The sequence below is a fragment of the Vogesella sp. genome, from assembly GCF_046297735.1.
Classification (GTDB): Bacteria; Pseudomonadota; Gammaproteobacteria; order Burkholderiales; family Chromobacteriaceae; genus Vogesella; species Vogesella urethralis.
This window is the reverse complement of the sequence record NZ_JBKBHK010000006.1, coordinates 143064-164164: the sequence shown is the minus strand read 5'-3', so window position 1 is coordinate 164164 and position 21101 is coordinate 143064. Positions and strand designations below refer to the sequence as shown.

18 protein-coding genes are annotated in these 21101 nt (G+C 60.7%); 12 read left to right on the top strand and 6 right to left on the bottom strand.

Features of this window, described 5'->3' with window-relative positions; all coding sequences use genetic code 11:
- Nucleotides 1-595: 595 nt before the first annotated feature.
- The 3 genes from lysS to ACK4FZ_RS09785 all read right to left on the bottom strand — a co-directional run bounded on the left by lysS (nucleotide 596) and on the right by ACK4FZ_RS09785 (nucleotide 4374).
- A complete protein-coding gene (gene lysS / locus ACK4FZ_RS09795) occupies nucleotides 596-2104 on the bottom strand; it encodes a lysine--tRNA ligase (protein WP_409820299.1) in 1509 nt (502 codons plus the stop codon).
- 76 nt (nucleotides 2105-2180) lie between these two features.
- Nucleotides 2181-3285 (bottom strand): peptide chain release factor 2 gene (gene prfB, locus ACK4FZ_RS09790; RefSeq protein ID WP_144371986.1). Its coding sequence is split into 2 segments (ribosomal slippage): nucleotides 2181-3203 and nucleotides 3205-3285, totalling 1104 coding nucleotides; the frame shifts between segments, so codons are not numbered across the junction.
- A 108-nt stretch (nucleotides 3286-3393) separates the two neighbouring features.
- Complete coding sequence (locus tag ACK4FZ_RS09785) at nucleotides 3394-4374, bottom strand: malate dehydrogenase (RefSeq protein ID WP_144371972.1); 981 nt, start codon at nucleotides 4372-4374, stop codon at nucleotides 3394-3396.
- A gap of 212 nt (nucleotides 4375-4586) precedes the next feature.
- Here ACK4FZ_RS09785 and ACK4FZ_RS09780 point away from each other — a divergent pair, with 212 nt between their 5' ends.
- The 12 genes from ACK4FZ_RS09780 (at nucleotide 4587) to sucD (ending at nucleotide 18470) form a co-directional block, all read left to right on the top strand.
- Nucleotides 4587-5315, top strand: coding sequence for a GntR family transcriptional regulator (locus ACK4FZ_RS09780; protein WP_409820297.1), 729 nt, complete (start codon nucleotides 4587-4589; stop codon nucleotides 5313-5315).
- Between the two features lie 221 nt (nucleotides 5316-5536).
- On the top strand, nucleotides 5537-5911 hold the full coding sequence (gene sdhC / locus ACK4FZ_RS09775; protein ID WP_409820295.1) for a succinate dehydrogenase, cytochrome b556 subunit: 375 nt from the start codon (nucleotides 5537-5539) through the stop codon (nucleotides 5909-5911).
- Nucleotides 5905-6249, top strand: a complete 345-nt coding sequence (gene sdhD / locus ACK4FZ_RS09770; RefSeq protein WP_144371969.1) for a succinate dehydrogenase, hydrophobic membrane anchor protein — start codon at nucleotides 5905-5907, stop codon at nucleotides 6247-6249. The genes sdhC and sdhD overlap by 7 nt, the downstream gene beginning before the upstream one ends.
- The gene (gene sdhA / locus ACK4FZ_RS09765) at nucleotides 6249-8021 is read left to right on the top strand and encodes a succinate dehydrogenase flavoprotein subunit (protein WP_409820293.1); all 1773 of its coding nucleotides are present in this window, start codon (nucleotides 6249-6251) and stop codon (nucleotides 8019-8021) included. Before sdhD ends, sdhA begins: the two co-directional genes overlap by 1 nt.
- A 13-nt stretch (nucleotides 8022-8034) precedes the next feature.
- A complete protein-coding gene (locus ACK4FZ_RS09760; protein ID WP_144371965.1) occupies nucleotides 8035-8745 on the top strand; it encodes a succinate dehydrogenase iron-sulfur subunit in 711 nt (236 codons plus the stop codon).
- Entirely contained in the window at nucleotides 8742-8990 is a 249-nt protein-coding gene (locus tag ACK4FZ_RS09755; RefSeq protein ID WP_144371964.1) for a succinate dehydrogenase assembly factor 2, read from the top strand. Before ACK4FZ_RS09760 ends, ACK4FZ_RS09755 begins: the two co-directional genes overlap by 4 nt.
- 59 nt (nucleotides 8991-9049) lie before the next feature.
- Nucleotides 9050-10339 (top strand): citrate synthase, encoded by a 1290-nt coding sequence (gene gltA, locus ACK4FZ_RS09750; RefSeq protein WP_144371962.1) that lies wholly within the window; start codon nucleotides 9050-9052, stop codon nucleotides 10337-10339.
- 204 nt (nucleotides 10340-10543) lie between these two features.
- The gene (locus tag ACK4FZ_RS09745; RefSeq protein WP_409820290.1) at nucleotides 10544-13372 is read left to right on the top strand and encodes a 2-oxoglutarate dehydrogenase E1 component; all 2829 of its coding nucleotides are present in this window, start codon (nucleotides 10544-10546) and stop codon (nucleotides 13370-13372) included.
- Nucleotides 13373-13425: 53 nt separating this feature from the next.
- Nucleotides 13426-14679 carry a 2-oxoglutarate dehydrogenase complex dihydrolipoyllysine-residue succinyltransferase gene (odhB, locus tag ACK4FZ_RS09740; protein WP_144371959.1) on the top strand — a complete coding sequence of 418 codons (1254 nt, stop codon included), beginning with the start codon at nucleotides 13426-13428 and terminating at the stop codon, nucleotides 14677-14679.
- A gap of 99 nt (nucleotides 14680-14778) precedes the next feature.
- A complete protein-coding gene (gene lpdA, locus ACK4FZ_RS09735; RefSeq protein WP_409820288.1) occupies nucleotides 14779-16212 on the top strand; it encodes a dihydrolipoyl dehydrogenase in 1434 nt (477 codons plus the stop codon).
- A 176-nt stretch (nucleotides 16213-16388) separates the two neighbouring features.
- Nucleotides 16389-17558: an ADP-forming succinate--CoA ligase subunit beta gene (gene sucC, locus ACK4FZ_RS09730; RefSeq protein ID WP_144371955.1), complete on the top strand. Its 1170-nt coding sequence runs from the start codon at nucleotides 16389-16391 to the stop codon at nucleotides 17556-17558.
- A 27-nt stretch (nucleotides 17559-17585) separates the two neighbouring features.
- Nucleotides 17586-18470 carry a succinate--CoA ligase subunit alpha gene (gene sucD / locus ACK4FZ_RS09725; protein WP_144371954.1) on the top strand — a complete coding sequence of 295 codons (885 nt, stop codon included), beginning with the start codon at nucleotides 17586-17588 and terminating at the stop codon, nucleotides 18468-18470.
- A gap of 69 nt (nucleotides 18471-18539) precedes the next feature.
- On the opposite strand, the gene ACK4FZ_RS09720 is transcribed toward sucD, so the two are convergent.
- From ACK4FZ_RS09720 to cadR, 3 genes are all read right to left on the bottom strand, one after another.
- On the bottom strand, nucleotides 18540-19388 hold the full coding sequence (locus ACK4FZ_RS09720; protein WP_409820286.1) for a substrate-binding periplasmic protein: 849 nt from the start codon (nucleotides 19386-19388) through the stop codon (nucleotides 18540-18542).
- The gene (locus ACK4FZ_RS09715) at nucleotides 19285-20277 is read right to left on the bottom strand and encodes a LysR family transcriptional regulator (protein WP_409820284.1); all 993 of its coding nucleotides are present in this window, start codon (nucleotides 20275-20277) and stop codon (nucleotides 19285-19287) included. The genes ACK4FZ_RS09720 and ACK4FZ_RS09715 overlap by 104 nt, the downstream gene beginning before the upstream one ends.
- 348 nt (nucleotides 20278-20625) lie before the next feature.
- Entirely contained in the window at nucleotides 20626-21054 is a 429-nt protein-coding gene (gene cadR / locus ACK4FZ_RS09710) for a Cd(II)/Pb(II)-responsive transcriptional regulator (protein ID WP_409820427.1), read from the bottom strand.
- Between the last annotated feature and the right edge of the window lie 47 nt (nucleotides 21055-21101).

Here is a 21101-nt window from a genome sequence, read left to right as displayed (position 1 = left end):
TCATGTTTATTAGAGCCCCACGTTCCGAAAATCAACGTCTTCGATTATTCCCGCCTTCTCCGAGCAAGCATTTTGCAATCGCACTCTTCATGGCGCCTTTTTTTTCCGTCGCGCTTGCCACAGTCCCAATGCTTCTGCGGTGAACACACCAAATGAATAAAATCCGTTCTAACACTACGCTCCAAGGGACGCCGCGTGATAAAGCCGCGCAGCGCCCCTGAGCTTCACGTTAAGTTTCTAGGAGCATCAATTGCCGATCAACATTTACAATGACGACACTTCCGAGAGAGTTGATTGGCTCTGTGGTGAGGATTGGGAATTACCTTCCCAAATCGAAGAACTTAGCCCGTAGCCCGTAGCCCGGATAAACTAACGGCGCATCCGGGGTTGATTGTCTTGGTACGGTCACTTGGTCATCAGACAGAATGCGGCCAACCTTGGGTATCCGGCTGTTCCCCGGATGCGGCTGCGCCTTATCCGGGCTACTTGTTACTTTTCGCTGCGAGTAGGTGGTTTGCCATAGCAAAAGCTGGGCACGAAAAAACCCGCATCGCGCGGGGCGAGGCGGGGTTGGGCGGTTACCGGTGCGAAACGCTTAGGCTTCGTGGCGCATCTGCGGGAACAGGATGACGTCGCGGATGGACGGGGCGTCGGTCAGCAGCATCACCAGGCGGTCGATGCCGATGCCGCAGCCGCCGGTCGGCGGCAGGCCGTATTCCATGGCGCGGATGTAGTCGGCGTCGAAGTGCATGGCTTCGTCGTCGCCGGCGTCTTTCTGGGCTACCTGGGACAGGAAGCGGTTAGCCTGGTCTTCCGGGTCATTCAACTCGGAGTAGCCGTTGGCGTGTTCGCGGCCCACGATGAACAGCTCGAAGCGCTCGGTGATGCTGGCGTCGGCGTCGGAGCCGCGTGCCAGCGGCGATACTTCCACCGGGTAGTCGATGATGAACGTCGGGTTCCACAGCTTGCCTTCGGCGCATTCTTCGAACAGCGCCAGTTGCAGGCTGCCCAAGCCCGGTGCCGGCGGCAGCTTGCCACCCAGGCGCTTGATCTCGGCGGCCACCCAGTCGGCGTCGGCCAGTTGGGCGTCGGTGTATTCCGGGTTGTAGTGCTTGATGGCGCCCACGATGGTGAAGCGGTCAAACGGTTTGCCGAGGTCCACTTCCTTGCCGCCGTAGGTGACGGTGGTGGCGCCGGTCGCGGCGATGGCACATTGGCGGATGATGTTTTCGGTCATCTCCATCATGCGCTGGTAGTCGCTGTAGGCTTCGTAGAACTCGATCATGGTGAACTCGGGGTTGTGGCGGGTGCTCATCCCCTCGTTACGGAAGTTGCGGTTGATCTCGAACACGCGCTCCAGGCCGCCTACCACCAGGCGTTTCAGGTACAGCTCCGGGGCGATGCGCAGGTACAGCGGCATGTCCAGGGCGTTGTGGTGGGTAACAAACGGCTTGGCTGCGGCGCCGCCCGGGATGGGGTGCATCATCGGGGTTTCCACTTCTAGGTAGCCTTCGCCCACCATCACTTCACGTACGGTCTGTACGATCTTGGAGCGCTTGATGAAGGTGTTGCGGCTTTCGTCGCTCATGATCAGGTCGACGTAGCGCTGGCGGTATTTCTGTTCCTGGTCGGTCATGCCGTGGAACTTGTCCGGCAGCGGGCGCAGCGATTTGGACAGCAGGCGCAGTTCGGTCACGTTCACCGACAGCTCGCCCTTGTTGGTCTTGAACAGGGTGCCTTTGGCGGACAGGATGTCGCCCATGTCCCAGTGCTTGAACGCAGCGTGGGTGTCGGCGCCAACGCCCTGGTCGTTGATGTACAGCTGGATCTGGCCCTTCACGTCCTGGATGGTGGCAAAGCTGGCCTTGCCCATCACGCGCTTGAGCATCATGCGGCCGGCAACGGCTACCTGGATGTTCAGCGGCTCCAGTTCTTCCTTGCTCTTGTCGTTGTAGGCGGCGTGCAGGTCACCGCTGAGGTGTTCGCGCTTGAAGTCGTTAGGGAAGGCCACGCCGGCTTCGCGAATGGCTTTCAGCTTTTCGCGGCGCTCGGCCATGATGTGGTTTTCGTCCTGCTGCAACAGGCTGGATGCTTGTTCCGACATGGGGATCTCCATTGATGTTGGAGGTTGGCCGCCTGTCGTGCGGCCAACCTTTGGTATCTTGCGCCGGGCGCGCGGCTTACACGCCCTGTTTCAGGCTGGCTTCGATAAAGCCGTCAAGGTCGCCGTCCATCACGCCCTTGATGTTGCCCACTTCGTAGCTGGTGCGCAGGTCTTTGATGCGCGACTGGTCGAAGACGTAGGAGCGGATCTGGTGACCCCAACCCACGTCGGTCTTGCTGTCTTCCAGCGACTGTTTGGCTTCGTTACGCAGTTTCAGCTCGCGCTCGTACAGTTTGGCGCGCAGCATTTGCCAGGCTTCGTCGCGGTTGCGGTGTTGCGAGCGGTCGTTCTGGCACTGCACCACGATGCCGGTAGGAATGTGGGTCAGGCGTACGGCGGAGTCGGTCTTGTTGATGTGCTGACCGCCGGCACCGCTGGCGCGGTAGGTGTCGGTGCGCACGTCGGCCGGGTTGATGGTGATTTCGAAGCTGTCGTCCACTTCCGGGTACACGAACACGGAGCTGAACGAGGTGTGGCGGCGCGCGTTGGAGTCGAACGGCGACACGCGTACCAGGCGGTGTACGCCCACTTCGGTACGCAACAGGCCGTAGGCGTATTCGCCTTCGATCTTGATGGTGGCGCTGCTGATGCCGGCCACTTCGCCTTCGGATTCTTCCAGGATTTCCACCTTGAAGCCCTTGCGTTCGGCAAAGCGCACGTACATGCGCAGCAGCATGCCTGCCCAGTCTTGCGCCTCGGTACCGCCGGCGCCGGCCTGGATGTCCAGGAAGCAGTTGTTCGGGTCCATCGGGTCGTGGAACATGCGGCGGAATTCCAGCTTGCCCAGCTTTTCTTCCACGCTGTCCAGGTCGGCTTTTACGGCCAGGATGGTGTCATCGTCGTCTTCGGCCTTGCCCATTTCAAACAGCTCGCCGCAGTCGGCCAGGGTGTTGGCGATGCCTTCGATCACCAGTACCACGTCTTCCAGCTGCTTGCGCTCGCGGCCCAGGTCCTGGGCTTTTTTGGGGTCGTTCCAGACATCGGGGTCTTCGGTGAGGCGGCTTACTTCTTCCAGACGGTCTTTTTTACCGTCGTAGTCAAAGATACCCCCGGATGTCAGTGTTGCGGGTAGTCAGATCGTTGATCTGGGCCTGAATTTGATTGAGTACTTCGGCTTCAATCATGGTGGTGCGACCTCCAAAAGAGCAGGATTAAGCAGGGTGTTTCAGTATTTTATCAAAGACAAAAAGCGCACCTTGCGGTGCGCTTTTGGCTTTCAGCACAACGGCTTAGCCCAGCAGGTGGGCCACGCCGGCGCGCTCTTCTTCCAGTTCGTTCAGGGTGACGTTGATGCGTTCACGGCTGAATTCGTCGATTTCCAGGCCTTGTACGATGGTGTACTGGCCGTTTTCGCAGGTAACCGGGAAGCCGAACATCACGTCTTTCGGAATGCCGTAGGAGCCGTCGGACGGAATACCCATGGTCACCCACTTGCCGTTGGTGCCCAGTACCCAGTCGCGGATGTGGTCGATGGCGGCGTTGGCAGCGGAAGCAGCGGACGACAGGCCACGCGCTTCGATGATGGCGGCGCCACGTTTGCCCACGGTCGGCAGGAAGACGTCACGGTTCCATTCGTGGTCGTTGATCATGTCTTTTACCGATTCGCCGTTGATGGTGGCGTAGCGGTAGTCGGCGTACATGGTCGGGGAGTGGTTGCCCCATACGGCCAGTTTTTCGATGTCGGCCACGGCCTTGCCGGTTTTGGCGGCAATTTGCGACAGTGCGCGGTTGTGGTCCAGGCGCAACATGGCGGTGAAGTTGTTCGGGTTCAGGTCCGGGGCAGACTTCATGGCGATGTAAGCGTTGGTGTTGGCCGGGTTGCCTACTACCAGTACTTTCACGTTGCGGTCGGCCACTTTGTTCAGGGCGGCGCCTTGTACGGTGAAGATCTCGGCGTTGGCGGTCAGCAGGTCTTTACGCTCCATGCCTTTGCTGCGCGGACGGGCGCCAACCAGCAGGGCAACTTGTACATCCTTGAAAGCCACTTCCGGGTCGTCGGTAGCGATCATGCCGGCCAGCAGCGGGAAGGCGCAGTCTTCCAGCTCCATCATCACGCCTTTTACTGCGGTCTGTGCTTGCGGCAGGTCCAGCAGTTGCAGGATGACCGGCTGGTCTTTACCCAGCATTTCGCCACTGGCAATGCGGAACAACAGGCTGTAACCAATCTGACCAGCTGCACCAGTAACGGCAACGCGAACGGGGGCTTTCATCGATGTACTCTCCTTTGGACTTGGCGATGTGATGCGCCGCGCATGCTCTAGTTTGCGCATGCTGCTTTGCAATACTGGCAGTGAGTGTAGCACGCAAACTCCGCTTTGTGGGTATCCCCGGCAATATGGCAGCGCAGCATGGCAAGGTCTTGTCTTGTGTCTTATATAAGACTAACCTTTACGCTTGTTTTATTTGATGTTAAAAAGAACCAATGCACGCAAAATCGCTTAGCCGGCTGCCGCTTTACCAGCAGGTAAAACGCCAGATCCTGGAGCGCATCGCCGAGGGCGAGTGGGCCAGTAACGAACTGTTGCCCAGCGAGTGGGACCTGGCAGACCAGTTTGATGTCAGCCAGGGCACGGTACGCAAAGCCTTGTCCGAGCTGGTGGTGGACGGGGTGCTGTACCGGCAGCAGGGCAGGGGCACGTTTGTAGCCGAGCCGCTGGACGACTGGGCCGGCATGTCGCTGGTGTCGCCGGGGCTGCTGACGGAAAAGCCGGACCGGCTGCTGCGCGAGTTTCTGGGCATGACCCGCGTGCACGCGTCCGAAGAGTTGGCCGCAGTGATGAAAGTGCGTCGCGGCGCGCCCATGCACCGCATCCGCATGCTGTGGCGCATGCAGGGGCAGCTGGTGGCGCTGGATGACGTGCTGTTGCCGGTAGAGCGTTTCGACGCGGTGGATACGCGCTGGCTGCGCCAGATGCCGGGGGTGTGGGCGATGCTGCAGCAGCATTTCGGTACCCGTCTGCGGGTAGAGGCCGAACAGTGGCGCGCCATCTTGCCGGGGCGGGAAGAAGTCCAGCTGCTGGGCCTGCAGGGCGAAGTACCGGTGCTGCAGTATCTGCGCCTGTCTTGCGACATGCAGGGCGTGCCATCCGAATGGCGCGAACGCTGGTGCCTGACCGACAAATTCGGCTTGACCCGGCAAGAAAACGGTTGATTTTGCACCAGATTTGGGCGGCGAATGGCTTTTGTCCGACGCTTTGCCGACCGCGAGTGTCGCGGTTTTGATAGAATCACAGGGATATGTTGCACCTGCAGCAACGGTGCAGCATGTTTTGATGGGTGGGAGTGCCGGCTTGGCTCCCGTTCCGATGGTCTGCGCAACCATGGCGCAGGCCGGGTATAACCACTTGGTACATGCACATCCAAGGAAGCTCTATGCAGAAGCAACGACCTAAGCACTTAGATCTGGGCAAGATCAGGCTGCCGGTTCCTGGCATCGTCTCGATCATGCACCGAATCAGCGGTGTGGCACTGTTTTTCTCGCTGCCACTCCTGATCTATCTTCTGAGCGGCTCGCTCAGTTCCGCAGAAACCTTCGACAGCTACCGCGCTGTAGTTGCCCATCCCCTGATGAAACTGATCCTGATCGGCTTCCTGTGGGCATTCCTGCACCACGCCGTCGCCGGCATCCGTTTCCTGTTTCTTGATATCCATAAAGGTCTGGAACTGCAGACTGCCCGCGCTACCGCCAAGCTGGTGCTGGTAGTCAGCCTGTCGCTGACCGTGATCCTGGGGGCTGCACTATGGTAAACCGCAACGTCGTTGGCGCTCATTACGGCCTGCGCGACTGGATCATGCAGCGGGTTACCGCCGTGATCATGCTGGCCTACACCGTCATGCTGGTGCTGTTCCTGCTGGCCATGCCGGCCGGTTACGAAGGCTGGAAAGCCCTGTTCAGCGCTACCTGGGTGAAGGTTCTGACCCAGACCACCCTGATCGCCCTGTTCCTGCACGCCTGGGTAGGCATCCGCGATCTGTGGATGGACTACATCAAGCCGGTAGGCCTGCGCCTGACACTGCACTCGTTCACTGCAGTGTGGCTGGTCTCCTGTTTCATTTATTCGCTTAAGGTTGTTTGGGGGCTGTAATGACTGTACCCGTTCGTCGATTTGACGCAGTAATCGTCGGTGCCGGTGGCGCCGGTATGCGCGCTGCCCTGCAGCTGTCCGAAGCCGGCCTGAAAACCGCGGTACTGTCCAAGGTTTTCCCGACACGTTCCCACACCGTGGCAGCCCAGGGCGGTGTGTCCGCTTCGCTGGGTAACTCCGAGCCGGATCACTGGCACTGGCACATGTACGACACCGTAAAAGGTTCGGACTGGCTGGGCGACCAGGACGCCATCGAATTCATGTGCCGCGAAGCCCCGAAAGTGGTGGTAGAGCTGGAACACTTCGGCATGCCGTTCGACCGTAACGACGATGGCACCATCTACCAGCGCCCGTTCGGTGGCCACATGTCCAACTTTGGCGAGAAGCCGGTGCGTCGCGCCTGTGCTGCCGCCGACCGTACCGGCCACGCCATGCTGCACGCGCTGTACCAGCGCAACGTGCGCGCCAACACCCACTTCTTCGTGGAGTGGATGGCACTGGACCTGATCCGCGACGCCGACGGCAATGTGCAAGGCGTGGTTGCCATGGAAATGGAAACCTCCGAGATCGTGGTATTCCAGGCCAAGGCCACCCTGTTCGCCACTGGCGGTGCCGGTCGTATCTACGCTTCTTCCACCAACGCCTTCATCAACACCGGTGACGGCCTGGGCATGGCGGCGCGCGCCGGCATCCCGCTGGAAGACATGGAATTCTGGCAGTTCCACCCCACCGGCGTAGCCGGTGCCGGTGTACTGATCACCGAAGGTGTACGTGGTGAAGGCGGTATCCTGCGCAATAGCGCCGGCGAACGCTTCATGGAACGCTACGCGCCGAACGCCAAAGACCTGGCGTCGCGCGACGTGGTATCCCGCGCCATGGTGACCGAGATCAACGAAGGTCGTGGTTGCGGCCCGAACAAGGACCACGTGCTGCTGGACATCACGCACCTGGATCCGGAAGTGATCAAGTCCAAGCTGCCGGGCATCCGCGAGATCTCCATCAAGTTTGCCGGTGTGGACCCGATCGTGGCCCCGATCCCGGTGGTACCGACCTGCCACTACCAGATGGGCGGCATTCCGACCAACTACCACGGCGAAGTGGTCGTGGACGGCAAACCGGTACACGGCTTCTACGCTGCCGGCGAATGTGCCTGCGCGTCCGTACACGGTGCCAACCGTCTGGGTACCAACTCGCTGCTCGACCTGCTGGTATTCGGCAAGAGCTCGGCCAACTCGATGATCGACTTCATCAAGCAGCAGCCGGCTGACCTGCCGGCGCTGGCTACTGCCGACGTGGAACGCTCGGTGGCCCGTGTTGCCCGTCTGGACAACCAGACCGGCGGCGTGGAAGTCAGCGAAGCTCGTAACGCCATGCAGCGCACCATGCAGAACCACTGCGGCGTGTTCCGCTTCAAGGACATGCTGGCCCAGGGTGTGGAAAAAATCCTGGAAGTGGAAGACATGGTCAAGAAGACCCAGATCCACGACAAGTCCAAGGTGTTCAACACCGCGCGCATCGAAGCGCTGGAACTGGAAAACCTGATCGAAGTGGCCAAGTCCACCATGATCTCCGCCAACGCCCGTACCGAGTCCCGTGGTGCCCACGTGCGCGATGACGCACCGGATACCGCCGAAACCCCGAACGGCCGCGACGATACGAACTGGCTCAAGCACACCCTGTGGCACCGTGACGGCAACCGTCTGGAGTACAAGCCGGTGAACATGAACCCGCTGACCGTCGAGACCATCGCGCTCAAGACTCGCTCGTACTAAGGGACGCTGACAGATGACAACGCAAACCGTGCAATTCCGCGTTTATCGCTACAACCCGGACAAGGACGCCAAGCCGTACATGCAGGACATCAGCGTCGAGATCGACGCGACCGACCGCAAACTGCTGGACGCCCTGGTGAAGCTGAAGATCAAGGACGACTCCATGTCGTTCCGTCGTTCCTGCCGTGAAGGTGTATGTGGCTCCGACGCCATGAACATCAACGGCAAGAACGGTCTGGCCTGTCTGACCGACATCAAGGACCTGAAACAGCCGATCGAACTGCGCCCGCTGCCGGGTCTGCCGGTTATCCGCGACCTGATCGTGGACATGACCCAGTTCTTCAAGCAGTACCACTCCATCAAGCCGTATGTCATTAACGACACGCCGCCGCCGGAGAAAGAGCGCCTGCAATCGCCGCAGGACCGTCTGGAGCTGGATGGCCTGTACGAGTGCATCCTCTGTGCCAGCTGCTCTACCTCCTGCCCGTCGTTCTGGTGGAACCCGGACAAATTCGTTGGCCCGGCCGGCCTGCTGGCGGCGTACCGCTTCATTGCGGATACCCGCGACACCGCCACCAACGAGCGTCTGGACAACCTGGAAGACCCGTACCGCCTGTTCCGTTGCCACACCATCATGAACTGCGTGGACGTGTGTCCTAAGGGCCTGAACCCGACCAAGGCCATCGGCAAGATCAAAGACCTGATGGTCAAGCGTGCCGTATGACCGAAATCGATCCGATTGAAATCAAGCGGATCCGCTGGCGCTCGCGCCGGGGTTTGCTGGAACTGGACCTGGTGCTGGAGCGTTTTCTGGCCGACGGGTTCAACCAGCTGACCCAGGCCGAGCTGTTGGCGTACAGGCGTTGTCTGGAGCTTCCGGACAACGATTTCCTGGACTACGTCAATGGCAAAGCGGAAATCGAGGACCCCGAGCTAACACATATCATCGGGATACTGCGGAAGGCGTAAGCCCCCGCAAAGCAGCAAAACACATTACAACGACCACAAACTGAACTGGGAGTATTGCTGTGGAAAACAATCGTAAAGTGACGCTCAGCTACAACGAAGGCAAGGACAATCTGGAGTTCCCGGTACTGCCGGGCACCCTGGGTCCCGATGTTGTAGACATCCGTGCTTTCTCCAAAACCGGCATGTTCACCTTTGACCCGGGCTTCCTGGCTACCGCCAGCTGCGAATCCAAGATCACCTTCATCGACGGTGACCTGGGCCAGCTGTACTACCGCGGCTACCCCATCGAGCAACTGGCCGAGAAGAGCGACTATCTGGAAGTGTGCTACCTGCTGCTGAACGGCGAACTGCCGAACGCAGAGCAGCGCAAGGAGTTCGAGCGCGGCATCATGCGTCACAACATGCTGCACGACCAGATCATCAGCTTCTACAAAGGCTTCCGCCGCGACGCGCACCCGATGGCCGTGATGGTGGGTGTGGTAGGCGCACTGTCCGCCTTCTACCACGACTCGCTGGACATCAATAACGCCGAACACCGCAAGATCTCGGCCCACCGCCTGATCGCCAAGCTGCCGAACATCGCTGCCCAGGCGTACCGCTACAACAAGGGCCTGCCGTTCTCGTACCCGAAAAACGGCCTGACCTACGCCGAGAACTTCCTGCACATGATGTTCTCCACCCCGTGCGAAGAGTACAAGGTGAACCCGGTTCTGGCTCGTGCGCTGGACCGCATCTTCACCCTGCACGCTGACCACGAGCAGAACGCGTCCACCTCCACCGTCCGTCTGGCTGGCTCCTCCGGTGCCAACCCGTTCGCGTGTATCGCGGCCGGTATCGCCTGCCTGTGGGGCCCGTCCCACGGTGGCGCCAACGAAGCCGTACTGAAGATGCTGGACGAAATCGGCTCCGTGGACAACGTACCGGCGTTCATGGAAGGCGTGAAGAACAAGACGCACAAACTGATGGGCTTCGGCCACCGCGTGTACAAGAACATGGACCCGCGCGCCGCCATCATGAAAGAGACCTGCGACGAAGTGCTGAAAGAACTGGGCCTGCAGGACAGCCCGAAGTTCAAACTGGCCATGGCGCTGGAAAAAATCGCGCTGGAAGACCCGTACTTCATCGAGCGCAAGCTGTACCCGAACGTGGACTTCTACTCCGGTATCGTGTTGTCCGCGATCGGTATTCCGGTATCCATGTTCACCCCGATCTTCGCGCTGGCCCGTACCGTGGGCTGGATCTCGCACTGGGCCGAAATGATTTCCGACCCGGGCATGAAGATCGGCCGTCCGCGTCAGCTGTACACCGGTGCCCAGCGCCGCGACTACATCGACGTAGACAAGCGCTAATCGCTGCTTGAACCAAGGTTGGCCGCCGTGCGGCCAACCTTTTTGCCGCACCCCGCAGTAGCTGTATCGGTAGACATAACAATAACAAGACAGCGCCAAGAGCGTTCTGTCAAAGGTGGAGACAAGCGATGCCCGCATCGTGCGCCTCCCTCTTTGTCAAAACGGTTTTTGCAAAGCAGCAACGCAGACAAAAGGGTCGAACCAATGATGCAATCCATGTACAGTCATTCCCACCTGTTTGGTGGTAATGCACCGTTCATCGAGGAACTGTACGAACAGTATCTCGCTGATCCGAACGCAGTTCCGGGGGAATGGCGGGAGTACTTTGACAAGCTGGCGATGACACCGGGTGCCGCCGAGCGTGATGTCGCTCACCAGCCCATCCAGGAATCGTTCATCCAGCTGGCCAAGAAGCCGGTTGCCGGCCAGCGCAGCAGCGATGTGGCCAACTGGGAATCCATGCAGAAGCAGGTTGGCGTACTGAAGCTGATCTCTGCCTGGCGCGTACTGGGTTCCCGTCAGGCGAACCTCGACCCGCTCAAGCGCATGGACCAAGCCACCCTGCGCGAGCTCGATCCGGCCCAGCACGGCCTGACCGACGCCGACATGGCCGTACAGTTCAACACCGGTTCGCTGGTTGGCCCGCAAAAGCTCCCCCTGTCCGACATCCTGTCGCGTCTGAAACAGACCTACGGCGGCAATGTGGGCGTGGAGTACATGCACATCACCACTTCGGCCGAAAAACACTGGGTACAGCAGCGCTTTGAAGGCGAGCTGTCCACCCCGCGTTACAACGCCGACAAGAAACAGCGCATCCTGAAGCAGATTACCGCTGCCGAGACCCTGGAGCGTTACCTGCACACCCGTTACGTTGGCCAGAAGCGTTTCTCGCTGGAAGGTGGCGAATCCGCCATCGCCGCGCTGGACCACCTGATCCAGAACGGTACCGCGCAAGGCGTGGAAGAACTGATCATCGGCATGGCCCACCGCGGCCGTCTGAACGTGCTGGTGAACACCCTGGGCAAGCTGCCGCGCGACCTGTTTGCCGAGTTCGAAGGCAAGGCTGCCCAAGAGCTGGCCTCCGGTGACGTGAAGTACCACATGGGCTTCTCGTCCGACATCCCGACCCCGCACGGCCCGATGCACGTGTCGCTGGCGTTCAACCCGTCCCACCTGGAAATCGTGAACCCGGTAGTGGAAGGTTCGGTACGCGCCCGTCAGGAACGTCGCAAGGACTTCGAAGGCAAATCGGTCGTGCCGCTGCTGATCCACGGTGACTCCGCTTTCGGCGGCCTGGGCGTGAACCAGGGTACCTTCAACCTGTCGCAGACCCGCGGCTACCGTACCGGCGGTACCATCCACCTGGTGATCAACAACCAGGTCGGCTTCACCACCTCCGATACCCGCGACATGCGTTCCACCATCTACTGTACCGACGTGGCCAAGATGATCGAAGCACCGATCTTCCACGTTAACGGTGATGATCCGGAAGCCGTCTGCTTCGTGATGCAGGCTGCGCTGGACTACCGCATGACCTTCAAGAAGGACGTGGTTATCGACCTGGTGTGCTACCGCAAACTGGGCCACAACGAAGGCGACGATCCGTTCCTGACCCAGCCGATGATGTACAAGCGCATCGCCAAGCACGCCGGTGTGCGTGCCATGTACGCGCAGCGTCTGGTGGCCGAAGGCGTGCTGAAGGCCGAAGCGTCGGATGACCTGATCCGCGCCTACCGCGACGCGCTGGACAAAGGCGAACACGTCGAGCAGACCGTACTGTCCAACTACCGCCGCGAACACGCGCTGGACTGGAGCCAGTACCACGGCACCCACTGGGCGCACCCGACCGATACCAGCCTGCAGCAAGCCGACGTACTGCGTCTGGCCGAGAAGTTCACTGCCGTACCGGCCGACTTCAAGCTGCACCCCACCGTGAAGAAGGTGATGGAAGCCCGCATGGCCATGGCCCGCGGCGAGCAGGCGCTGGACTGGGGTATGGCCGAGACCTTGGCTTACGCCAGCCTGGTGACCAACGGTTACGGTGTGCGCATCTCCGGTGAAGACTCCGGCCGCGGTACCTTCTCGCACCGCCACGCCGTGGTACACGACCAGAACCGCGAACGCTGGGACCAGGGCGCTTACGTGCCGCTGCGTCACATGAGCGACAACCAGGGCGACTTCCTGGTGATCGACTCCATCCTGAACGAAGAAGCGGTACTGGCCTACGAATACGGCTACGCCTGCTCGGCACCGGACAAGCTGGTGATCTGGGAAGCCCAGTTCGGCGACTTCGCCAACGGCGCCCAAGTCGCTATCGACCAGTTCATCTCGTCCGGTGAAACCAAGTGGGGCCGTCTGTGCGGCCTGACCACCATCCTGCCGCACGGCTACGATGGCCAGGGCCCGGAGCACTCGTCCGCCCGTCTGGAACGTTGGCTGCAGCTGTGCGCCGAGCACAATATGCAGATCGTGATGCCGTCCGAAGCCGCGCAGATGTTCCACATGCTGCGTCGCCAGGTACTGCGCCCGTTCCGCAAGCCGCTGGTGATCTTCCTGTCCAAGCGCCTGCTGCGTTACAAGGACTCGATGAGCCCGATCGACGCCATCACCCACGGCAGCTTCCGTCCGGTGATCGGCGATGCCTCGATCCAGGATCCGAAGAAAGTGAAGCGCGTGCTGCTGTGCGCCGGCCAGGTGTACTACGACCTGGTGAACGGCCGCAAAGAGCGCGGTCTGGAAGAAGACGTGGCCATCATCCGTATCGAACAGCTGTACCCGTTCCCGACCGAGCAACTGCAGGCCGAGCTGGCCCAGTTTGCCCACGTGAAGGAACTGCTGTGGGTGCAGGAAGAGCCGCGCAACCAGGGTGCCTGGTACCAGATCCGCCACCGTCTGGAAGGCCTGCTGCAAGCCAAGCAGACCCTGGACTTTGCTGGCCGTCCGTCGTCGGCTTCCCCGGCCGTAGGCTACATGAGCAAGCACGTTGCGCAGCTCAAAGCCTTCGTCGAAGAAGCGTTCGCCATCAACAAATAACACCTGCACAAAGAACGGGGCGGCAGTACGCCGCCCCATAACGGAGAAGAACAATGGCCATTATCGAAGTCAAAGTCCCCCAGCTGCCGGAATCCGTGTCCGAAGCCACCCTGATGACCTGGCACAAGCAAGTCGGCCAGGCCGTTGCCCGCGACGAAAACCTGATCGACCTGGAAACCGACAAAGTGGTGCTGGAACTGCCGGCACCGCAAGCAGGTGTACTGGTGAAAATCGTTGAGCAAGACGGCGCCACCGTGACCTCCGGTCAGTTGATCGCCCACATCGATACCGAAGCCACCGCTGGCGCCAGCGCCCCGGCTGCTGCTGCCGCCCCGGCCGCTGCACCGGCTGCCGCCCCGGTACAAGCTGCCGTTACCGGCGGCGCTGCCATGCCGTCCGCTGCCAAACTGGCTGCCGAAACCGGCGTCAACCTGGCCGACGTTGCCGGCTCCGGCCGTGACGGTCGCATCCTGAAAGAGGACGTAGCTGCCGCCAAGCCGGCCGCTGCCCCGGCCCAGTCCGGCCCGGTGATCGCCGCTGCCGCCCCGTCCGCCGGCGTTGCCCTGGCGTCCACCCCGGCCATCAACGCTGCCGCCCTGACTTCCGGCCGTCCGGAACAGAGCGTGCCGATGTCCCGTCTGCGCCAGCGCGTGGCCGAGCGTCTGGTACTGTCGCAGCAAACCAACGCGATTCTGACCACTTTCAACGAAGTGAACATGAAGCCGCTGATGGACCTGCGCAACAAGTACAAAGACAAGTTCGAGAAAGAGCACGGCGTGAAGCTGGGCTTCATGGGCTTCTTTGTCAAAGCCGCGGTGGCTGCGCTGAAGAAATACCCGATCGTGAACGCCTCGGTTGACGGCAACAACATCATTTACCACGGTTACTTCGACATCGGCGTGGCCGTAGGCAGCCCGCGTGGTCTGGTGGTACCTGTGATCCGCAACGCCGACCAGCTGAGCCTGGCCGAGATCGAAAAACAGATCGCCGACTTCGGCAAGCGCGCCCAGGAAGGCAAGCTGACCGTGGACGAGCTGACTGGCGGTACCTACACCATCTCCAACGGCGGTACCTTCGGTTCCATGATGTCCACCCCGATCATCAACCCGCCGCAATCCGCCATCCTGGGCATGCACGCTACCAAAGAGCGCGCTGTCGTGGAAAACGGCCAGGTTGTGGTACGCCCGATGATGTACCTGGCCCAGTCCTACGACCACCGCATCATCGACGGCCGCGAAGCCGTGCTGTCGCTGGTGGCCATCAAGGACGCCATCGAAGATCCGGCTCGCCTGATCCTGGATCTGTAATCACCTCGGGCGGAGGCAGGCGCAGCCTGTCATCCGCCTTTCACGACGAACTGGCAGGCTGACCGCATGCGGCCAACCTGCCACAGGATAGAGAACACCATGTCCCAACAATTCGACGTAGTAGTGATCGGTGGTGGCCCCGGCGGTTACGTGGCAGCCATCCGTGCCGCCCAGCTGGGTTTCAACACCGCTTGCGTAGACGCCACCAAGAACCCGGAAGGCAAGCCTTCGCTGGGTGGTACCTGCCTGAACGTGGGCTGCATCCCGTCCAAGGCACTGCTGCAGTCTTCGGAAAACTTCCACGCCGTGCAGCACGACTTCCAGAAGCACGGCATCAGCGTGGAAGGCGCGCAGATGGACGTTGCCAAAATGCTGGCGCGCAAGAACGACATCATCACCAAGAACGCCGGTGGCATCAGCTTCCTGTTCAAGAAGAACAAGGTTGCCAACATCCACGGTCTGGCCACGCTGAAAGGCCGCCAGAACGAAAAGTGGGTGATCGAGGTTGCCGATAACGGCGCCGTGGTCGATACCCTGGAAGCCACCCACGTCATCATCGCCACCGGTTCCAGCCCGCGTCAGCTGCCGGGCCTGGCTACCGACAACCAGATCGTGCTGGACAACGAAGGCGCACTGGCGCTGACCGCGGTTCCGGCACGCCTGGGCGTGATCGGTGCCGGCGTGATCGGCCTGGAAATGGGTTCGGTATGGAAGCGCCTGGGCGCCGACGTCACCATCCTGGAAGCGGCACCGACTTTCCTGGCCGCTGCCGACCAGCAGATCGCCAAGGAAGCGTTCAAGACCCTGACCAAAGACACCGGTCTGGACATCAAACTGGGCGTGAAAATCGGCGACATCGTCAAAGGCGACAACGGCGTGACCGTTAACTACGAGCTGAACGGCGAAGCCGTGAAGGCCGAGTTCGACAAGCTGATCGTGTCCATCGGCCGCGTGCCGAACACCCAGGGCCTGGGTGGTGCCAACGTGAACCTGCAGATGGACGAGCGCGGCTTCATCGTCGTGGACGACCACTGCCACACCAACCTGCCGAACGTGTGGGCCATCGGTGACGTGGTGCGTGGCCCGATGCTGGCGCACAAAGCGTCGGAAGAAGGCGTGGCCGTGGCCGAGCGTATCGCCGGCCAGAAGCCGCACGTCGATTTCGGCGTGATCCCGTGGGTGATCTACACCAGCCCGGAAATCGCCTGGGTCGGCAAGACCGAAGAGCAGCTGAAGGCAGAAGGCATCGAGTACAAGAAGGGCACCTCCGGTTTTGCGGCCAACGGCCGTGCGCTGGGTCTGGGCCAGGCACAAGGTACCGTCAAGATCCTGGCTTGCGCCAAGACCGACCGTATCCTGGGTCTGCACATGATCGGCCCGATGGTGTCCGAACTGGTGACCGAAGGCGTGGTATCCATGGAATTCAAAGCCGCCAGCGAAGACCTGGCGCGCATCGTCCATGCTCACCCGAGCCTGTCCGAAGTGGTACACGAAGCCGCCTTGGCCGCCGACAAGCGCGCGCTGCACGGCTAAAAGAACAGGCAGCAGGCCGCGCACTTTCAAGGTAAAGTGCCGGCCGCGCTGCAACCTGCTTGTTGCGGATATCGATAATCGCACCGCCTTGTAGTCAAGGCGGTACAATCCCGACATCTCAGGCATAGCAAGGTTGGCCGCAAGGCCAGCCAACTATCCACCCGAAAGGAAAGTTAATGAACCTGCACGAATACCAAGCGAAAGAGCTGCTGGCCAAATACGGCCTGCCGGTGCAAAAAGGCATTCTGGCCACCACACCGGAAGAAGCTGCTGCTGCCTACGATCAGCTGGGCGGCAAGTTTGCCGTTGTTAAAGCCCAGGTCCACGCTGGTGGCCGCGGTAAAGCCGGTGGCGTGAAAGTGGTGAAAAGCCGCGAAGAAGCCGCTGACGTTGCCAAGACCCTGATCGGCACCAACCTGGTGACCTATCAGACCGACGCTGCCGGCCAACCGGTAAACAGCGTGCTGGTATGCGAAGACATGTACCCGGTACAGCGCGAACTGTACCTGGGCGCCGTGGTAGACCGCGGTTCCCAGCGCGTGGTGTTCATGGTGTCCACCGAAGGTGGCGTGGAGATCGAAAAAGTTGCCGAAGAAACCCCGGAAAAGATCATCAAGATCGAAGTGGACCCGCTGGTTGGCATGCAGCCGTTCCAGACCCGCGACGCGGCTTTCGCGCTGGGCCTGTCCGGTTCCCAGGTTGCAGCTTTCAGCAAGCTGATGCTGGGTGCCTACAACGCCTTCGTGGAAAACGACTTCGCCCTGTTCGAAGTGAACCCGCTGGCGCTGCGTGAAAACGGCGAACTGGCTTGCGTTGACGGCAAGATCAACCTGGACTCCAACGCCCTGTACCGTCACCCGGCCCTGCTGGCCCAGCGCGACAAGTCGCAGGAGAACGAGCGTGAAGTGAAAGCTTCCGAGTTCGACCTGAACTACGTGGCCCTGGAAGGCAACATCGGCTGCATGGTAAACGGCGCCGGTCTGGCCATGGCGACCATGGACATCATCAAGCTGAAGGGCGGCCAACCGGCCAACTTCCTGGACGTGGGCGGCGGCGCAACCAAAGAGCGCGTGATCGAAGCGTTCAAGCTGATTCTGGCCGATACCTCGGTACAAGGCGTGCTGATCAACATCTTCGGCGGCATCGTACGTTGCGACATGATTGCCGAAGCGATCATCGCTGCCGTGAAAGAAGTGAACGTGACCGTTCCGGTGGTGGTACGTCTGGAAGGCAACAACGCCGAACTGGGTGCCAAGATCCTGGACGAATCCGGTCTGAAACTGACCTCCGCCCAGGGCCTGAACGACGCAGCCGAGAAGATCGTTGCTGCTGTTGCCGCCCTGTAATCACCTGCACCGCATAAGGATTTCAAAATGAGCGTATTGGTAAACAAAGATACGAAAGTGCTGGTGCAAGGTTTCACCGGCAAGAACGGTACTTTCCACGCCGAGCAGGCGCTGAAAGTGGGCACCAAGGTGGTTGGCGGTGTTACCCCGGGCAAAGGTGGCAGCGAGCACCTGGGCCTGCCGGTATTCAACACCATGAAAGACGCCGTACGCGAAACCCAGGCTGACGCTTCGGTTATCTACGTACCGGCAGCTTTCGCCAAAGACTCCATCCTGGAAGCCATCGACAGCGGCGTGAAGCTGATCGTGTGCATCACCGAAGGCGTGCCCACCCTGGACATGCTGTACGTGAAAAAAGCCGTGGACGAAGCCGGCATCCGCCTGATCGGCCCGAACTGCCCGGGTATCATCACCCCGGGTGAGTGCAAGATCGGCATCATGCCGTGGCACATCCACAACCCGGGCCGCATCGGTATCGTGTCCCGCTCCGGCACCCTGACCTACGAAGCTGTGGCACAAACCACCGCCCTGGGTCTGGGTCAGTCCACTTGCATCGGTATCGGCGGCGACCCGATCCCGGGTACCAGCCACATCGACGCCCTGAAACTGTTCCAGGACGATCCGGATACCGACGCCATCGTGATGATCGGTGAAATCGGTGGTACCGCCGAAGAAGAAGCGGCCGAATTTGCCAAGCAGTACGTGACCAAGCCGGTAGTAGGTTACATCGCTGGTGTGACCGCGCCGAAAGGCAAACGCATGGGCCACGCCGGCGCCATCATCTCTGGCGGCAAAGGTACTGCCGAAGAGAAGTTCAAGGCGTTCGAGCGTGCAGGCATCGCCTACACCCGTAGCCCGGCTGAAATCGGCAAGACCATGTTCGAACTGCTGAAAAGCAAAGGCATGATCTAAGCATCGGCCACGTCCGATAGCAAAACGCCACCGTTCGCGGTGGCGTTTTTTTATTGTCTGGTGTGGATGTCAGGGGCGGTACCACAGCTCCTTGCGCTGCAAGGGGGTGGTCGGGGGCAAAAGCGGGTTGGACAAGTCGATGATGCGGCGCTTGTCCAAGGCCAGTGCCTTTAATGCTGGGCCGTTATGCTGCTGGAACAGGGTATCGAAGCTGCCGTCCCGAATCGCACGTTCCAACCCGCGCTCGAGCATGCGTGCCAGCTGCGGCCGTTTGGGGCTGACGAAAAAGTAGAAGGCAGTGGGGTAGTGCAGTAGCAAGTGGGGGTCGACTGGCAGTCGCAGCTCCGAGTGAGTGCGCTGCTCGTTCAGGATTTCGATCACGCTGCGCGGAAAATAGTCAAAACGCTGCTTGGCCAGCATGGCAAATAGCGACTCGTAGTCCGGTGTGACGACCACCGGCAGCTTGGCGTGCTGCAAGATGGCAGTATCAGGCCAGTCATGTTCCTGCCCCGCAGTGAAATGAGCCAGTTCGTTGACATTTTTCACCTCGGCCAGCATTTCTTGCCGACCTGGTGGCAGCAGGGCGACGCGCCAGCCGATCAGGCCCTTGTACAGCGGTATGCGTACCGGCACTAGCAGCTTTTCGCGGTCTACGCTGGTCATGGTCCACAGCACGTCTATCATCCCCTGTGGCCGGCGCAATTCCTGGATGGCCCGGCCTTGCACCATGGCCGGCCCCGGGCGCAGCAGGCACTTTTCACCTGCTTTTTCGCATGCTAGCCGCAGCAGGGCCAGCATGTAGTTCAGTTGCGGGTCACCCTTGGCCGGTAGGATGGGGTACTTGATCTGTACCGCTGTGGCCAGGCAGGTAGCGCTCAGCAGCAGGCTGCACAGCAGCAGGGATAGTCGGGCTGTCATGGTGGTTATCCAGAAGCAGTTCACGGGTCAGCGTGATCCAGGCGCGGGCAGCATGAGAAAGATAGCTGTCTTTCTTCCAGATCAGGCCCAGATGCCAGGTGATGCGCTCGTCGTCGATCGGTACCACGTCGAAGCGGTCGCGCTCCAGCTGGCTGGCAATAGCCTGCGGTAGCAGGGCGATGCCCAGTCTAGCGGCCACCATGGCAACGATAAAATCCCAGTGTGCGCTGCGGCCGGCGATGTTGACGCTTTTTCCCATCATGCGAAAGGCATCGCTGATGCGGATGGTGAGCGAGAAATCTTCCGGATAAAACACGATAGGGTGGTCGGCCAGGTCGGGCAGGGTGACGCGCGGCCAACCTTGCCACGGGCTGCCGGCCGGTGCCACCAGGCACAAGCGATCGCGTACCAGGCTCAGGCTGTTGAAGGTGTTGTCGTCTACCGGCAGCACCGCGGCGCCGATTTCCAGGTTGCCGGAGCGGATGCTGCTTTCAATCGCCAGTGCGCCGTCTTCCACCATTTTCAGTTCCACGCCGGGGTAGCGGTCGCGGAAGGCACCCACCACCGGCGCAAAGAAGGCACCGCCCGCCATCGGCGGCAGGCCCACCACCAGCTCGCCGCGCGCCAGCGATGCCAGGTCGGCCAGCGCGTTCTTCAGCCGCAGCTGCGCCGCCAGCACGTCTTGCCCGCGCAGGTAGACCACGCGGCCGGCGTCGGTAAGCTGGAAGCTCTTGCCCTCGCGGATCAACAGCGGGGTACCCAGCTCGTCTTCCAGCTGCTTCACCATCTTGCTGATGGTGGGCTGGGTGACAAACAGGGCTTCGGCCGCCCGGGTAAAGTTTTGCTGCCGAACCAGCTCGGCAAAATAGCGTAGCGCTTTGATGTCCATTTTTATTCCAATTTGGAATTGTTTTGATAATTTTAATTCATTTTTAGAATGTAATAAACCTACGTATACTCCGAATCACTCTCTGTGTTGTGTTGTGGCTCGTAAACGCAGCAGGTGTGCTCAGCTTGAAGCGGCCAAGGATTCTCCTCCCGACGCCGTTGCGAACACTTGCTGTCTGCCACTGGTGGTTTCCGCCGATGGTATAGGCACCAGCCTAGTGCTGGTTCAGGATTGACTGGTGCCTCGTACATCCGGGGATTGTGTACGAGGTGAATCCTCTGTATTCCCCTTACGAGCGTTGTTAGGCCGGCTACCAAGCCGGCTTTTTTTTTGCCTGCGCGGCTGGGGTCAGTCGCTATGGCAGGCGCAGGCTTCGCCGCTGGCGGCGGCGTCCAGCGTTTTCAGGATGCCGCAGTCGGCCAGCGTATGCGGGCTGTCGCAGCGGGCGCGTAGCTGCAGCAGTTGCTGCTCCAGCCGCTGCAAGGCCTCGATCTGGCTGTGCACGCGCTGGATCTGTTCGTCGATCAGCGCGTTGACGCGATCGCACGGCTCGGCGGCCGGCTGCTGGTGAAAGCCGGCCAACAGGCGGATATCGGCCAGCGGCATGCCCAGCGAGCGGCAGTGCAGGATAAAGGCCAGCTGCTCCAGATGCGGCTGTTCATAGCGGCGGTAGCCGCTGCTGCTACGTGATGGCGCGGGCAGCAAGCCTTCGCGCTCGTAATAGCGGATGGTTTCTGTTTCGCAGCCGGTGCGTTTTGCCAGTTCGCCGATTTGCATCATCGTTCTCCTTCGGGGCTTGACCTTATAGTAGCTACAGGGTTTGC

Excerpts from the sequence above, each read along its gene's own strand:
- sucC (WP_144371955.1), top strand. The coding sequence starts at position 16,389 with ATGAACCTGCACGAATACCAAGCGAAAGAGCTGCTGGCCAAATACGGC.
- sdhC (WP_409820295.1), top strand. The coding sequence starts at position 5,537 with ATGCAGAAGCAACGACCTAAGCACTTAGATCTGGGCAAGATCAGGCTG.
- ACK4FZ_RS09755 (WP_144371964.1), top strand. The coding sequence starts at position 8,742 with ATGACCGAAATCGATCCGATTGAAATCAAGCGGATCCGCTGGCGCTCG.
- ACK4FZ_RS09760 (WP_144371965.1), top strand. The coding sequence starts at position 8,035 with ATGACAACGCAAACCGTGCAATTCCGCGTTTATCGCTACAACCCGGAC.
- ACK4FZ_RS09785 (WP_144371972.1), bottom strand. The coding sequence starts at position 4,374 with ATGAAAGCCCCCGTTCGCGTTGCCGTTACTGGTGCAGCTGGTCAGATT.
- ACK4FZ_RS09745 (WP_409820290.1), top strand. The coding sequence starts at position 10,544 with ATGATGCAATCCATGTACAGTCATTCCCACCTGTTTGGTGGTAATGCA.
- ACK4FZ_RS09720 (WP_409820286.1), bottom strand. The coding sequence starts at position 19,388 with ATGACAGCCCGACTATCCCTGCTGCTGTGCAGCCTGCTGCTGAGCGCT.
- lpdA (WP_409820288.1), top strand. The coding sequence starts at position 14,779 with ATGTCCCAACAATTCGACGTAGTAGTGATCGGTGGTGGCCCCGGCGGT.
- sucD (WP_144371954.1), top strand. The coding sequence starts at position 17,586 with ATGAGCGTATTGGTAAACAAAGATACGAAAGTGCTGGTGCAAGGTTTC.
- ACK4FZ_RS09715 (WP_409820284.1), bottom strand. The coding sequence starts at position 20,277 with ATGGACATCAAAGCGCTACGCTATTTTGCCGAGCTGGTTCGGCAGCAA.
- cadR (WP_409820427.1), bottom strand. The coding sequence starts at position 21,054 with ATGCAAATCGGCGAACTGGCAAAACGCACCGGCTGCGAAACAGAAACC.
- sdhD (WP_144371969.1), top strand. The coding sequence starts at position 5,905 with ATGGTAAACCGCAACGTCGTTGGCGCTCATTACGGCCTGCGCGACTGG.
- sdhA (WP_409820293.1), top strand. The coding sequence starts at position 6,249 with ATGACTGTACCCGTTCGTCGATTTGACGCAGTAATCGTCGGTGCCGGT.
- odhB (WP_144371959.1), top strand. The coding sequence starts at position 13,426 with ATGGCCATTATCGAAGTCAAAGTCCCCCAGCTGCCGGAATCCGTGTCC.
- lysS (WP_409820299.1), bottom strand. The coding sequence starts at position 2,104 with ATGTCGGAACAAGCATCCAGCCTGTTGCAGCAGGACGAAAACCACATC.
- ACK4FZ_RS09780 (WP_409820297.1), top strand. The coding sequence starts at position 4,587 with ATGCACGCAAAATCGCTTAGCCGGCTGCCGCTTTACCAGCAGGTAAAA.